This is a genomic window from Terriglobia bacterium, from assembly GCA_020072645.1.
Lineage (GTDB): Bacteria > Acidobacteriota > Terriglobia > Terriglobales > Acidobacteriaceae > Angelobacter.
Genome location: JAIQGK010000002.1, coordinates 219,134 through 234,617, shown reverse-complemented (window position 1 = coordinate 234,617; position 15,484 = coordinate 219,134). Strand labels below are relative to the sequence as shown.

The 15,484-nt window shown below is 55.5% G+C and carries 11 protein-coding genes; 6 read left to right on the top strand and 5 right to left on the bottom strand.

The window, feature by feature from the left end; genetic code table 11:
• Positions 1 to 20: 20 nt before the first annotated feature.
• A complete protein-coding gene (locus LAO76_03105; protein MBZ5489902.1) occupies positions 21 to 1,727 on the top strand; it encodes a patatin-like phospholipase family protein in 1,707 nt (568 codons plus the stop codon).
• Positions 1,728 to 1,812: 85 nt separating this feature from the next.
• Here the strand turns inward: LAO76_03105 and LAO76_03100 are convergent, their stop codons facing one another.
• The 3 genes from LAO76_03100 to LAO76_03090 form a co-directional block, all read right to left on the bottom strand.
• Positions 1,813 to 3,243 (bottom strand): FAD-binding oxidoreductase, encoded by a 1,431-nt coding sequence (locus LAO76_03100; protein MBZ5489901.1) that lies wholly within the window; start codon positions 3,241 to 3,243, stop codon positions 1,813 to 1,815.
• Positions 3,244 to 3,385: 142 nt separating this feature from the next.
• Positions 3,386 to 4,804, bottom strand: coding sequence for an amino acid permease (locus LAO76_03095; protein MBZ5489900.1), 1,419 nt, complete (start codon positions 4,802 to 4,804; stop codon positions 3,386 to 3,388).
• Positions 4,797 to 6,032, bottom strand: coding sequence for a cysteine desulfurase-like protein (locus LAO76_03090; GenBank protein MBZ5489899.1), 1,236 nt, complete (start codon positions 6,030 to 6,032; stop codon positions 4,797 to 4,799). The genes LAO76_03095 and LAO76_03090 overlap by 8 nt, the downstream gene beginning before the upstream one ends.
• A gap of 179 nt (positions 6,033 to 6,211) precedes the next feature.
• Here LAO76_03090 and LAO76_03085 point away from each other — a divergent pair, with 179 nt between their 5' ends.
• The 5 genes from LAO76_03085 to LAO76_03065 are packed head-to-tail and all read left to right on the top strand — an operon-like array spanning position 6,212 to position 13,147.
• Complete coding sequence (locus LAO76_03085; GenBank protein MBZ5489898.1) at positions 6,212 to 7,153, top strand: bifunctional enoyl-CoA hydratase/phosphate acetyltransferase; 942 nt, start codon at positions 6,212 to 6,214, stop codon at positions 7,151 to 7,153.
• Positions 7,154 to 7,157: 4 nt separating this feature from the next.
• Positions 7,158 to 8,363: an acetate/propionate family kinase gene (locus LAO76_03080; protein MBZ5489897.1), complete on the top strand. Its 1,206-nt coding sequence runs from the start codon at positions 7,158 to 7,160 to the stop codon at positions 8,361 to 8,363.
• A 52-nt stretch (positions 8,364 to 8,415) separates the two neighbouring features.
• Positions 8,416 to 10,671 carry a formate C-acetyltransferase gene (gene pflB, locus LAO76_03075; protein ID MBZ5489896.1) on the top strand — a complete coding sequence of 752 codons (2,256 nt, stop codon included), beginning with the start codon at positions 8,416 to 8,418 and terminating at the stop codon, positions 10,669 to 10,671.
• Between the two features lie 10 nt (positions 10,672 to 10,681).
• Entirely contained in the window at positions 10,682 to 11,539 is an 858-nt protein-coding gene (gene pflA, locus LAO76_03070) for a pyruvate formate lyase-activating protein (protein ID MBZ5489895.1), read from the top strand.
• An 18-nt stretch (positions 11,540 to 11,557) separates the two neighbouring features.
• Complete coding sequence (locus LAO76_03065) at positions 11,558 to 13,147, top strand: YidE/YbjL duplication (protein ID MBZ5489894.1); 1,590 nt, start codon at positions 11,558 to 11,560, stop codon at positions 13,145 to 13,147.
• Positions 13,148 to 13,889: 742 nt separating this feature from the next.
• Here LAO76_03065 and LAO76_03060 read toward each other — a convergent pair.
• Together LAO76_03060 and LAO76_03055 are read right to left on the bottom strand one after the other, a co-directional pair.
• On the bottom strand, positions 13,890 to 14,912 hold the full coding sequence (locus LAO76_03060; protein ID MBZ5489893.1) for a hypothetical protein: 1,023 nt from the start codon (positions 14,910 to 14,912) through the stop codon (positions 13,890 to 13,892).
• Complete coding sequence (locus LAO76_03055; GenBank protein ID MBZ5489892.1) at positions 14,912 to 15,319, bottom strand: helix-turn-helix domain-containing protein; 408 nt, start codon at positions 15,317 to 15,319, stop codon at positions 14,912 to 14,914. Before LAO76_03055 ends, LAO76_03060 begins: the two co-directional genes overlap by 1 nt.
• Positions 15,320 to 15,484: the final 165 nt, after the last annotated feature.

Below are 15,484 nucleotides of genomic sequence, written 5' to 3'. Positions count from 1 at the left end.
AGACAAACAGTTGCCGGAGCATGAGTAATGTTTTGTGCGAAGGTGTAGATCACTTTTTGCCGTTATCATTAACAGACACGGCCTCCCGCCGCTCTACAAAGGAAAAAATGCCATATCGACTCGCCATTACTATCGCGGGTGCTGTTTCGCTCGGCAGCTTCGAAGCCGGAGTTCTTTTTGAGGTCTTTGATGCCTTGTGCCAGCATAACCAAACCGCCTCCGCCGACCAAAGAATCTACATTGACGTTTTGACCGGGGCCTCTGCTGGTGGGATGACCGCCGCGATTGCATCGCAAACGCTCCTTTACACGGGACCAGTGAGCGATCCCTATAACAATCCTTTTTATAATGCGTGGATTGCCGGAGTGGACATACAAGGCCTGCTTCCACTCGGGGCCAATGAATCCTCAGACTTCTCGATTCTTTCATCAGATTTTGTGAGGAAAATAGCAAAACAGTTCCTCCTTGGTCGGTATCAGACAACTATTCCTACAGCGATAAAACATCCCGCCCTCAACCCTGATGGGGCTATTTCTCTGGGGCTGGCTCTCTCTAACCTAAACGGGATCGACTATGAGCGCCCTCTTCTAAGCGGCGGCACGTTCAACTACACGCGCTTTCAAGACCAGATCTTGTTTCACCTGGGACCACATAGTGACTCACAGGCTACCTGGTCCCCGATTCTCGAGTCCGCTGTGGCCTGTGGCGCATTCCCGTTTGCATTCCGCGCCTGTGCTTTAAGCCGTAGTTTCCAGGATTTGTCCGGGCCATTTGCGGCCCCCTGGCCAAAGACTCCGAGAGATTTCGCGTATACAGATGGGGGAGTGTTTCAAAACCAGCCCCTTGGCATGGCGAAGAACCTGGTTGACCTAATAGATCATCATCAACAGACAGAGACACGTTCTTACTTGTTTGTTTCACCCACTCCGTTAGACCCGTCGCTCAGCAGCATGACTGACAAAGAGGCAAGTTTCAAACCCATGCTTGGTGCGCTGATCCAGGCCATCTACAATCAGGCCGGGTTTCGAGATTGGATAGAAGCCGAATCGGTTAATGCTGCAGTGAACCTGCTGAACCAGCGTGCAACGGAACTTCTTGCCCTATTCAGTAATCAAACGCTGAAAGCATCGGAGATCAGAAACGTTACACAAATTCTTCTGCCCCGCCTGCAGCCCAGCATGGCTGAGCTGCAGACAGCGCGCATGCAACTCCAAAAGCAATTTGCGGCTGAATATGCCAGTCTCTCAGCCCGGATTGGCAGCAGCGGAGCGGATACGTGGCTCGATACTGTACTCCTGCTGGAATTAGCGGCGGATCTGCACGAAAAAGATGAAATGCTCATCTATTCAATTACAGCAGAAAAGAAAGACCTAGCCGGCGCAGGCATTTTTTCTTTCCTCGGTTTTTTGTATAGGAATTTCCGCGATCATGATTACGACTTAGGGAGAGCAAAATCGCAGGCGTTTCTCACAAACCTAAAGCAAGCGTCGGGAGGGAAATTACCCCAGCTCAATTACATACCCAAGCCCATTCATGCCATTCAACCGACCCCGCCGGGTGGTTTCACAGCAGCGATGATTCCCAAGCAAAACCGCAAAGATCTTTACAACGCTGTGGCTCAAGCCGCTGATAATTTTCTAAAACAGGAAGGCCTCAGCTGGCTGGTTCGCAAAGGAATTGAAGCATTCTATGTGGATGGGAAGATCAAGAAGATGTTGGATCTTTGATGATCAGCCAAAGGATGGCCTTGAGGTTTTGCCAGGAGCCACAATACGTCGATATTCTGGCGCTGAATGCAGTTACCTCTGCGAGCTAAACTCTTTTTGTCGCCGTGCTGCATTGCCCAATGTTTGCACTCGGGTTGCGAGGCTGAACGTTCTGGTTCATCCGAAAGAAGTTACCCGGATCATAGTGTGATTTGATCGCGACCATGCGGTCCCATCGTTCTCTATAAGCTTCAGGGACGCGGTTCTGCTCGTCGCCGCTCATAAAATTCACATAGACTCCAGGTTTCATCGCCGGTCGCAGTTTGTTGAAAAGTCCGCGAACCCAGGAAATATTGCTGGCGTCGGCGGACGCTTCTGACCAGCTTGCCAGCAGAGTGAGTACGAAAGGCGCGCTGCGATCGCCAAATGAAGTCTCATCGGCAGCAACCTGGGCCGCCGCGCCACCCAGATAGGCAAGCTCAATCATTGTGTCAAGTGAAGGAATTTCTGCGACTGCTTCCATCATGAGACCGATACTTGCGTCGTCAAGATAAGTGAAATAGCCCGATTTGGTGTAATAGCGCCGGCCATGGGGAAAGTCCGAATCTGCCATAGTCTGTAGACCGATAAACGATACAACATTGCTACTCACAGAATCCGGAGTGCACAGGGAAAGTGCGCGCTCCAGATACTTGCGCCCGGCAGCGGGATCGCCCGTCCAAACCAAAGAGTTGCTGGCTACTGGATGCCCACGCAGCTCAACCGGCACATTCTCTTTATGCGCGGCAAGCCGTAGATTGATGTTCCATTTCAAATCCAGCGGAGCTTCCGCCATGAAATTGCGCCAGAGTTCCAGAAGCCGGCGAATGTTGGACCCAGGGCAGAGCCCTTCCGCCAGTACCAGAGAGCTGAGGGGATGCAGCTTGACTTCAAATTCCGTCACCACGCCGAAGTTGCCGCCGCCTCCGCGCAGCGCCCAGAATAGATCCGCATTGTTTGTTGCGTCCGCGCGCAGGATGGAACCATCTGCTGTGACCAGCGTGAACGCTTCCACGTTGTCACAGGACAACCCGAATCTGCGCGTGAGCCATCCGGTCCCGCCACCAAGAACAAGGCCACCGGCCCCGGTATGCGAGACTACACCGGAAGGAAAAACCAGGCCGGCTTTCTGGGTAGCCGTATCAATTGATCCCAGCAGGCAGCCTCCAGCGAACCGCGCGCGGCGCATTTCAGGATTCACTGAAACCTGTCTCAATCTTGAGAGGTCCAGTACCATTCCGCCATCGCACGTACTGAATCCGGCAAGGCTATGCCCGCCGCACCGGACAGCCGTCAAAAGCCCGGCGGAAGAAGCCGCGCGAATCGCGCTTTGAACGTCACTGACATCGGCGCAACGTGCAATCAGGCCCGGACGGCGATCAAACATACCGTTCCATATTCCGCGCGAAGTTTCATAAGCGGCATCGCCCGGAAGCAGCAAGTCGCCTTGGAATTGTTCACGGAGCGAAGAGTAAACTTCTTCGCCGGCTTCGGGCATTGAGGATCCTCCTTGCCAAATAGAATCTACCACGCAGATACGAGGCGCGGAGAAAGTGAAAAGCTGCTAACCACAAAGGACACAAAGGTACACCAGGGATTTCCTCATACAAACTCCCACCTTCGTGTCTCTTCCTTTGTGGTTAATGTTCTTGCCTCGGGCGCAGCGTATAGACCAGCGAGATCACGCCCAGAAAAACCAAGAATGCAGGAATCGACCATTGCAGGCCGTCGACAAAAAAAGTAGTCACTGATATCCCCAGAAGCAACACGATGTTCACTATCGTAAAAAAAGGGTGCGCCGGAAGGCGCATGGGCAAACTCAACAGCCTTTCACGGGTAATAGTCTTGCGAAATCGGAGATGGGTGTTGAGAATCACCAGCCAGACAAACAACATGCCCGCAACTGCCGTTCCATAGAGCATGAGAAAAGCGTTCTTAGGCGCATAGATGGCCAGCAGGATGGCCGCGATGATCCCCGCAGTGGAGGCCAGCAGCGCAAGATGTGGCACTCCGTTGCGGCTGACCCGGCCCATCCACGCGGGCGCATAGCCGCCGCGGCCCAGAGAGAAAAGCATCCGCGTTGAAAGATAAAGATTGGTGTTCACGCTGGAAAGCGCCGCCGTAAGCACTACGAAGTTCATAATGGCGGCAGCAAACGGTACATGCGCCGCTGCAAAGGCCGTGACAAAGGGACTGCCCGAAAGGGTGGACGAACTGCCCGTCTGGTTCCAGGGAACCATGGTGACCATGATGGAAATGGCAAGCACGTAGAAAAAGATGAGTCGATAAACGATGTTCCGCATGGCGCGGGGAATGGTCACTTCCGGACGCTCGGCTTCGCCCGCAGTAACCGCAATTATTTCCACGCCCATATAGCTTGTTACGGTGATCGTCAGTGAGAGCCAGACGCCTTTCCAGCCGGAGGGAAGAAAGCCTCCATGCCGCGTGAGATTGGCCAATCCAAGCGCATGCCCTGTGCCCACGCCGAAAATCAAACCCAGCCCCACGATGATGAAAGCTAGAATGGCAGCCACTTTGATCATGGCGAACCAGTATTCGAACTCGCCCAAGCGGTTGACCTGCATGGAATTGAGGGCCACCAGCGCGGCTGAAACCAGCACCACCCAAATCCATTGCGGCACATGTGGAAACCAGTAGGAGATGTAGATAGCGGCGGCGGTGACCTCAGCGCCAATGGCAATGATCTGCGCCACGCCATAGGTCGCACGGATAGAAAATCCGGCCCAGGGGTTCAGATACTTTTCCGCATAAACGCCAAAGGCCCCGGCCACGGGATGGACGACAGCCATCTCCGTCAGCACGTAAGACATGATCAGAGCGATGCCGGCCCCGAGAAGATATGACAAGATCACAGCCGGCCCAGCCAGGCGAATCGTGACGCTGCTTCCCAGAAAAAGGCCCACACCAATAGCGCCGCCGATGGCCATCATGGTGAGCTGCCGCTGTTTCAGGCGGCGATGAAGGCCCTCGGCTTTAGGCGCAAGTTGCTCGCCCGCCGTGGATGCTGCCAGGGAAGGGGAACCTGCGGGATCAGTCATGGGACTTGGCTATCGCGGCAAGAGCGTTTTGAAATTTGTGCACTTCTTCCATAGTGTTGTAGTGCACCAATGACGCCCTGACTGCGCCGCTTTCTTTAGTCAATCCGAGGCGTTTCATTAAGCGGGGTGAATACATGTGGCCATCGCGCACGCCAATGTTCTGTTGGGCCAGCGCCTCTGTGACTTTCGCCGGTGAAATGCCAGGAAGATTAAAACATAACGTCGGCGTGCGAAGTGAGAGATGGTCGCTGGCGGTAATGCCGTAGACCGTAGCCTTTACGGCGGAGAGCGCGTCCAGCATGCCGCGGGAAAGCAGCGCTTCATAGTTGCGAATGGATTCCATACCCGCGGCAAGCGTGTCGCGGCGCGACGCAGCGGCGGGATTCACGCACCGTCCCAGCTCTTCCAGATATCGCACCGCCGCATCCATTCCGGCCACGTTTTCGTAAATATAGGTGCCAATTTCCAACTTCGCCGGCGTGGTGTCCGGAACAAAATCTTCGCGGAAAGTAGGCAGTGCATTGAGCGTTTCTCGCCGTCCCCAGAGGAAACCCATGTGCGGAGAGAAAATTTTGTAACCGGAACAAACCAGGTAATCGCAATTGAATGCCTGCACATCAATAGGCCCATGGGGGCCGTAATGCACTGCATCGATGAACACTTCAGCGCCGGCGGCATGGGCCCGCCGGGAAACTTCCGCTACATCGAGAACGGACCCAATGGCATTCGAGGCCAGCGTGCAGGCCACGATTCTTGTTCGCGGCGAAAGGAGCTTCTCCAGGTCTTCAGGATGAAGGCGTCCGTCCTCGCGGAACTGCCACCATATGATCTTCGCGCCTTCGCGCTCCAGAGCCAGCCAGACGGCAATGTTGGCCTCGTGGTCAAGGTCAGTAACGATGATTTCACGCCGCTGCTGCAATGATTGCCCAATGGCGATGCTGATGAGCCGCATGAAAGAAGTGGCATTCATGCCGAAGGAAATTTCTTCAGGATGCCGCGCATTCACCAGCAGGGCCACGCTCTCCCGCGCGCGTGCAATCACTGCATCCACCTCTTGGGACTGCCTGTACCGTCCGCCGCGCTGCACATTGCGATGGAGAAGATGGTCTGCCACCGCGTCCAGCACCGCCTTGGGCGACTGCGCTCCGGCAGCGTTATCAAAGAAAATGAAGTCGTCTTGTAGCGCAGGAAAAGCGGCGCGAACCTGATCTATGGGGAATGCAGCCATGGTTCCAATAATATATAGGAGAGTTCCGGTCGCGGCAGGTGAAAGCGGATATTTGGTTTGGAACCACGGAAGAATTCTCTGATCTGAGACTTGTCTGGCGGAGAGGGAGACAGCTGTCAAATCTGACAGTTCTCCCCTGCACTGGGTATCTGTAGCTTTGAAGCATGAGCACAGCTACGATCGTTCGCCAACACGAGAAATATGAACAACTGATGGCCCGCTGCAAGTCGCTACCGCCGACGGCAACCGCGGTAGCCCACCCCTGCGATGAGAGTTCGCTTTCGGCGGTGATCAAGGCTGCAGAAATCGGGCTGCTGAACCCCATTCTGGTCGGTCCGCGCGCAAAAATCGAGGCGGTCGCCCGCCAACTTGGCAAGGACATCTCCGGCTACCGAATTGTCGACGCGCCGCACAGCACCGCCTCCGCTGAGGAATCTGTCAAGCTGGTGCGCGAAGGCAAGGCTGAGATGCTGATGAAAGGCAGCCTGCACACGGACGAGCTAATGGGCGCCGTAGTCAAACGCGAGACCGGGCTCCGGACCGAGCGCCGCATCAGCCACTGCTTTGTCATGGATGTGCCATCGCTCGACCGCGCAATCATTATCACGGATGCCGCGGTCAATATGTTTCCAACGCTAGAGGATAAGGTCCATATCATCCAGAACGCGATTGATCTGGCCCACGCGCTTGGCAAAGCGCGGCCCAAGGTGGCGATTTTGTCGGCGATGGAAACGATCAATCCCAAGGTACAAACAACCGTCGAGGCCGGCGCACTGTGCAAGATGGCGGATCGCGGCCAGATTACCGGAGGCATCCTGGACGGTCCACTTGCGCTCGACAACGCGATCAACCTCACCGCGGCAAAAATCAAGAAAATCGACTCACCAGTTGCGGGCCAGGCTGACATCCTTATTGCACCTGACCTGGAGGCCGGCAACATGCTCGCCAAAAGTCTATCGTTCCTGGCGGACGCAGACTCAGCCGGAATCGTGCTGGGAGCGCGCGTGCCGATCATACTGACCAGCCGCGCCGACTCAGCCATAGCACGGCTTGCTTCCTGCGCGATCGCGGTGCTGGTTGCCAAAGCCCGACGCGAAAGCGCCGGCACAACAATCGGGTGACATGATGACGGATGTAATTCTTGTACTCAACGCCGGTTCTTCAAGCATCAAGTTCTCTGTTTTTCAGGCGCAGACGCCTGGACTGGAGCCCTGCTTTCGCGGCCAGATTGAGGGGCTGCACACCGCGCCGCGATTTGTCGCGAAAGACCCGGCGGGCACTACCATCCGCGAACGCACGTGGGAAAAGGGCACATCTCTGGGTCATGCGGGGGCAATCGACTACCTGTCCGGATTCATGCGCGACTATAGCCAGGACTATCGACTGATTGCGGTTGGCCATCGCGTTGTACATGGCGGGCTCGAATTTTCCGAGCCAACATTCGTTACGCCTGATGTGCTTGCGAAGCTGGATCAACTTGTGCCTCTTGCACCGCTGCACCAGCCGCACAATCTCTTGCCGATCCGGGTGCTTGCTGGGCGGAGGCCTGAACTGCCTCAGGTGGCGTGTTTTGATACTGCATTCCATCGGGCGCAGCCGGAACTGGCCCAGGCATTCGCGTTGCCGGCAGCCATCACCGATCGCGGCGTGCGCCGTTACGGTTTTCACGGCCTCTCTTACGAGTACATTGCCAGCGCGTTACCGCAGTTGGATGCAAAGGCAGCGGCTGGACGCGTCGTCGTCTTGCATCTGGGCAACGGCGCCAGCATGTGCGCCATGCATGCCGGCAGAAGCGTGGCGAGCACGATGGGATTCACCGCCGTGGACGGCCTGCCGATGGGCACGCGCTGCGGAGCGATCGATCCGGGGGTGATGCTGTACCTGATGGACGAGTTGAAGATGGACGCGCGAGCAATTGAAAAACTCATTTACCAGCAGTCGGGCCTGTTAGGTGTTTCCGGTATTTCCAGCGACATGCGAGTGCTGCTCTCCAGTGACGATCCGCGGGCAAGGTTTGCAGTTGACCTCTTTATATATCGGATCGATCGTGAGCTAGGTTCGCTGGCCGGAGCGCTGGGCGGGCTCGATGCCCTCGTGTTTACCGGCGGAATCGGGGAACATGCTGCGACGATCCGCGAACGTGTTTGCCGCAATGCGGCATGGCTGGGGGTGGAATGCGATTCCATCGCGAATGCCGCGGGCGGGCCGGGCATCAGCACGCCGGCGAGCCGCGTTCCGGCTTGGGTGATTTCGACGAATGAAGAACTGATGATCGCGCGCCACACCAGGTGCATGATCCAGGCAATCCGCCAATTGAAGGTGGCAGTTTGAACTGAAGACTTTGAAATACAAGATATATGAACTGAAGGCGAGGGGGGAGATTATGGCAGCCAGTCCAAAAATCGCAAGGGAGCAATGGGAAATCGCATGGCGGGGATTCGCGCCCGGCGTGTGGCAAAGTTGCGTTGATGTTCGTGAATTTATTCAGCTCAACTACAACCCGTACGAAGGGAACAGCCAGTTCCTGCAAGGCGCGACCAGGCGCACGCTCGCCCTGTGGCAGAAACTGCAGCCACTGCTCGTAAAAGAACTTGAGAAGGGCATCCTCGACGTCTCGCAGACTCCCGCCGGCATTCTGGCACATGGGCCCGGTTACATTGACAAGGAAAACGAGATCATTGTCGGCCTGCAGACGGATGCGCCACTCAAGCGGGCGATCATGCCCTTCGGCGGCTGGCGCGTGGTGGCGGACAGCCTCAAGTCGTACGGCTATGAGCCCGATCCACGAGTTGCCGAAATCTTTACCAAGTATCGCAGGACGCACAATGATGGCGTGTTCGACGCTTACACGGGTGACATCAGGAAGGCCCGTAAATCCGCCATCATCACCGGCCTGCCGGATGCCTACGGGCGTGGCCGCATCGTCGGCGACTACCGCCGGGTAGCGCTGTATGGAGTGGATTTTCTCATCACGGACAAGCAGCGCGAGAAACGAGAACTGGACGATGAATATTCAACTGAAGAAGTGGTCCGTTTGCGCGAGGAACTGGCGGAGCAAATCCGGTCGCTCGACGAACTGAAGGAGATGGCCTTGAGCTATGGCCATGACATTTCCGGGCCGGCCGCGAACGCGCGTGAAGCGGTGCAGTGGACCTACTTTGGCTATCTTGCGGCCACCAAGCAGCAGAACGGCGCGGCGATGTCTGCCGGGCGGCTCTCCACATTCTGGGACATCTATTTTGAGCGCGATTTGCGCGAAGGCACGCTGACCGAGTCGCAGGCCCAGGAGATCATCGACGATCTGGTGATCAAGTGGCGCATTGTGCGATTTCTGCGCGCGCCCGCCTACAACCAGCTTTTTTCAGGCGATCCGGTTTGGGTCACTGAAGCCATTGGCGGCATGGGTGAGGACGGACGCACGCTGGTGACCAGGACGTCATTTCGCATGCTGAATACCCTGAACAATCTGGGACCGGCGCCGGAGCCCAACCTGACGGTGTTCTGGTCGCCAAGGCTGCCCGACGGCTTCAAACGCTTCGCCATCAAGGCGTCCATCGACACGAGTTCTATCCAGTATGAGTCCGACGACCTGATGCGGCCAAAATGGGGCGACGACTGCGGCATCGCGTGCTGCGTTTCAGCAATGCGCATGGGCAAACAGATGCAGTTCTTTGGCGCGCGCGTGAACCTGCCCAAGACGCTGCTGTACGCGCTCAATGGGGGCCGCGACGAAATCAGCGGCGAACAGATTGGACCCAAGCTTCCACCCATTACCAGTGCGGTGCTGGATTATGACGAAGTGATGAGCCGCTTTGATCCGATGCTGGACTGGCTGGCCAAGACCTACATCAACGCGCTGAACATCATCCACTTCATGCATGACAAGTACTGCTACGAGTCGCTGGAGATGGCGCTGCACGATCGCGATGTGTTGCGCACCATGGCCTGCGGGATCGCCGGCCTGTCACACGCGGCAGACAGCCTTTCCGCAATCAAGTACGCCAAAGTGACTCCAGTGCGCGATGAGCGCGGGATCATTGTGGACTTCAAGACGGAAGGAACGTTCCCGTTCTACGGCAATAACGACGACCAGGCCGATGACATGGCTCGCCTGCTGGTCGCAAAGATGATGGAAAAGATCCGGAAATATCCTGCTTACCGCAACGCCACCCACACCCAATCCGTGCTTACCATCACGTCAAATGTTGTCTATGGCAAGTCAACCGGCAACACTCCAGACGGACGCCGGAAAGGCGAGCCGTTTGCTCCTGGAGCGAACCCCTCGAACGGCCGCGATACGCACGGCGCTCTTTCAGCCCTGTTGTCAGTGGCCAAGCTGTCTTACGACGATGCTGAGGATGGTATCTCGCTGACTCTGTCCGTGGTTCCAACGGCGCTCGGCGAGCAGAGCGATCGCATTGCCCGCGGGGTCGGCGCGCTGGACGCTTACTTTGCAAGTGGAGGCTTCCACGTCAACATCAACGTGCTCGATCGCGAAACTCTGAAGGACGCGATGGAACATCCGGAAAAATATCCGCAACTCACGGTGCGCGTGTCTGGCTACGCCGTGAACTTCGTGAAACTTAGCAGAGAACAACAGCAAGACGTGATCAACCGCACATTCCACCGTGCTGTGTAGGAGATATGCAATGAGTCAATCATTTGTCGGAAGCCGCTACGACCTGCACGTCGCTCGCGAGGGCGCGCACGAGAGCAAGAAAGTACACGACTATTACGCTATCCATCCGGGGGACACCGAAGAGGTCCGGGAAAAAGACGATCTCATCGGCTACGTGCACTCTTATGAAGTGGGAAGCACCGTGGATGGTCCCGGACTACGCTTTGTAGGTTTTCTTACCGGCTGCCTGCTACGCTGCCAGTACTGCCACAACCCAGACACGTGGCACAAGCTCAACGGCCATCCTGTCCCTGTGTCACGCGCCATGCATACCATCGGAAAGTATGCACCAGCGCTCAAGATCAGCAAAGGTGGCATCACGCTCTCCGGCGGTGAACCTCAGGTGCAGAAGCCATTTGTTGCCCGGATTTTCCGGCGCTGCAAGGAAATCGGGCTGCACACATGCATTGAAACCTCAGGCCGTCTCGGCGAACGGTTCACCGATGACGAATTGATGGATATCGATCTCCATATTCTCGATATCAAGTCCGGCGACCCAGCCATCTACGAGAAGGTCACCGGCCATCAGTTGCAGCCCACGCTGGATTTTGCACGCCGGCTTTCGGCTCTCGGGCGTCCCATGTGGGTCCGTCTTTGCCTGGTGCCCGGACTGACTGATGGCCTTGAAAACGTGGAAAGAATTGCCGATTTTTGTACCGGGTTAAAAACCCTGGAGCGTGTGGAGATCCTGCCTTTTCACCAGATGGGCAGGGAAAAATGGCACAAGCTTGGCCTGCAATACAAGCTGGAAAATGTTGAGCCGCCCCGTCCTGAGCTGACGGAGCGGGCCCGAGGCCAATTCCGCAGCCACGGTCTGACGGTTTATTGAGGTTAAGAAGGAGGCAACATGGAGTGGGTCAAGACTCTGCTTGAGCAGCAGCCGCTGATGGCTTTGTTTCTCACCATCGCGCTCGGATATCTGATAGGAGAGATCAACATCAAAGGCTTCTCGCTGGGCGCTGGTGCGGTCTTGTTTGTAGGCCTCACCGTGGGTTGGTTCGCCCCGAAGGCAGCGCCTGCCGCAATGGTCGGTACGCTGGGCCTCGCCCTTTTTCTCTATGGCGTGGGTATCCATTATGGCAAGCAGTTTTTTATAGGCTTGACCAGTGCTTCTGGCCGCAGGGCAAACATCATGGCGCTAACAGGCGTGATGTCGGCGGGTGCGGTAAGCATTCTTTTCGCGAAAATGCTCCACCTTCCGCTGGGACACGCGCTCGGGTTGTTTGCGGGATCGGGCACCAGCACGCCGACGCTCCAGGCGATCATAGCAACGCTTCACAATGACGACGCCGCAGTTGGTTATTCGGTTTCCTATCCGTTCGGCGTGGCCGGGCCCATCCTGTTTTTGTATATCGTCTACATGATTTTCAAGCCGAAGATCCAGATGCCCACGGGCACCGGAGTTGAGATGCTTGAAATTTCGGTGCACAACCTGGATATGTTCGGACGGACGCTGGGCGAACTGATGACAACGCTTCCCGCCGGGGTCCAGATCGCCGCGGTACGTACCGGGCAACGGAACGAGCCGGCTTCCCCGAACATGGTAATTGCGGAGAATGACGTGCTTCTCGCAGTGGCTCCCACCAAAGTGGCGCTTGAGGAGGCCAGCAAGACCATCGGCGCAACAGCGCACGGCCGTTTAATGAAGGACCGCAGTAATCTCGACTATCTCCGGGTGTTTGCTTCGCGCCCCGGCGTAGTAGGCCGTTCGCTCGGCGATCTCGATATCCCGGGGGACAAGGCTGCGTTTGTTCTTCACGTTCGGCGCGGCGATACCGACCTGATGTCGCGGCCCGATCTTGTGCTTGAGTTCGGCGATCGCATCGGCGTGCTTGCCAGCCGCGGTGATTTTGCGGCCTTGCGCAAGTTCTTTGGCGACTCAATCAAAGGAACCGCCGAGTTCAGCTACATCTCCATCGGTCTGGGTATAGGAGTCGGCTTCCTGCTGGGCGCCATACAACTGCCACTGCCCGGCATTGGAAAGATCACGATCGGCGTTTCAGGCGTATTAATAGTGGCGCTAGTGTTAGGTTACCTACGACGCACGCGCGGCATGAACTGGACCATCCCGCTTTCCGCCAATCTGGTTCTTCGCAATCTTGGATTGACGTTATTTCTGGCGCAGGTCGGAATGTCTTCCGGACCCAAGTTCGTCGCGACGGTCTCCTCCAGCGGCTTGACGATGCTGGGACTGGGTGCGATCGTGCTTGTCGCACTTGTGCTGCCGGTCCTGATCCTGGGCTTGTGGATCTTCCGGATGCCGTATGACGAGGTGGCGGGCATTGTTGCGGGCGCTTGCGGCAATCCGGCGATCCTCGCCTACTCAAACAAACTCGCGCCGACCGAAAAGCCGGACATTGGCTACGCGATGATCTTCCCGGGCATGACCATCGTAAAGATCCTCTTTGTAGATATCGTTGGGGTGCTACTGCGGTAACCGGCTCGAGCGCGGCCAGTCAAAGAAATCTGCTAGCCGGAGAAAGGGATTCGAACTCATTGGAGCGCTCAATCATGAGCAAAGGCCTTTGAATTAAGGCATTTGGCTTGTCACCTTTATGAACTATGATCTTGGTTATAGATTTGGAGGAGAAAACTCTGCAGCCTCTCGAAAACCCTTTCGGGGCAAAAGTGTAACCCGTTTCTCCGGTACGTTCTGTTACCTATGTCTCAAGGCCGGACACTGTTTAAGTGGCGGAGAGGGAGGGATTTGACCTACCCTAAATTTCCCAAGTTGTTGATTTCCGGCGGCATAGCCTCAAATATGCATGAATACAGCGGATTCTTTGCTTTCCGCCCTTTCTGCCCTTTCCGCCCTGTCTGCCCAGTAGAACCAATTTCTGCATTTTATGGACAGGATGGACAGGAAGCAAAGCGATTCGGACTGGAGCAGGCTAAGGCGTGCCATCCCGGCTCGGTCTGGAACTGAGTACAGGAACAAGAGGCAAACACAACCATGCAAGATTATTCTGTGAGCAGTTAGCGCGGTTCTTATCCAAGTGCGCAATTTGGCCAGCCTTCTCTTCCAGGTCACCATTGAGCCGGAAGCACAACGCAACACCTCCTGGCGCTCTTTACCAGAATGGCATTTTCAGTCGCGACGAGGTATTTTTCGCCGAGGCGGTCTTTTTGATCGCATCTTTGTTTATTAGGGCGATTGACGGAACAAGACAATCTGTATTCTAACGCGGTGTGATCAACGCGCGAACCCCATCCCAAGCCCGTCGAGCCTGAACGAGCACCTTAGCGGCTGGAAGGCGACTTCCATCGCTTGATTCCCACAAAGACAGATCCTCAACTGTTGGGCTAGTGACGGTCTCACCCGCAAAAACTCGATGAATAATGGAGCGTTCGGGAACTCGCATGTTTGGGAAAATCACAAAATTTGCGCTGCGAGCAGCGTCATTCATCATTACTTGTACGGCCCGAAGTACCTCTTTGGGTTTGTCCTGAAAGCTCAGAGTTCTTTGCGCAAGCTCTCTTCGTTCGCCACGCTTGAGAGCCATTTGTGCCTGGAGCAAGATACATGGAGTAGGCCAAGCCTTTGCGATTCCGATGAGTGAAGCCTGCTGGCTTGCCTCCGGACAAATCTTAATACGGATATTTTCGATTTGGTCGAAAGAAGGCTGCCCTTTTGCAAGGGGACTCACAAGGTCCGGCATAAATCCGAATGCACCTGCAATTACATCAACCAAAGCCTCCTCTGGATCTTTGTCGTCCAACCCAAAGTGTGTTCGCCGGAATGCCAAGCGCATCTGGTCCGTAAGTATCAAGAGATGACCAAGTTCATGCCACTTGGTGTAATACGAGCGGAACTGCTTTTCCCCTCGACAATCGATTACAGAGACGTACGGAAGTTCCCAAGCTTTTCGATTGAGACGCTTGAATGTTACGCCAAAAACATTCGCTGAAAGCTCTTCGTGAAGACCCGCAAATGCCTTTTCACTTTGGCGCAAGTAACGTCCACGTACTTCAACTAGTTCAGTATCAGAGTGGATCTCTTCAAATTTTGTGCCTAGTTTTGACGCGGAGATTTCAAGCAATTGAGAGAGCGTCTTACAGTCAGGAAAATCACGTAAAAATCGTCGAATGCGCTTCTCGCAAAAACGCACGATTTCTCTTATCGGATCGCTTGAGGGCTTGATCCCGAGATCGCCGGCCAAAGCGTGGATCTTGTAGTTGCGTTTTAGAGAAGCGGGTGACATCAACCGAACACTTTCTTTATCAGCTTGTGGAGCTCTTTCCAATCCTCAACCGAAAACTTGCGTAGTCCTTTGTTGCTTCGACGGGCAATAACCGATCGATGTGCCTCCAAGAGTTCCACTGTAGCTGCGTAGGAGAGTTCCAATTCTTCTGCGGCTTGGGAAAGCTCTGGAGGGATGACAACAGGTTCAGAACTCGTGGGCTCTACGGCCTCTCCACGAAGAAGGTAATCAACTGACGCGCCAAGGACATTCGCAATCTTTAGTAGGTTCTCTGAACCAATATTACGCTTGTTGTTCTCGACATCGCTGAGGAATCCTTTGCTCAAACCAGCTCGATTTGCCAATTGCTCCTGGTTGATCTGCATCTCTTCGCGGATCTCGCGGATGCGGTCACCTACTGTCGGCATAGGCACCAAAAAAGGCTGAATTTTTCACTACGCCCACTATATCCGAAAGAAGGCATTTGTCAAGCCAATGGTTCGCAGCGTTTGCGAATTTACATTATGAAATGACTGTGTATATAATGTATTGCGAACCAGCAAGGAAGGGCCTTGGTGGAGAAAACAGGATCA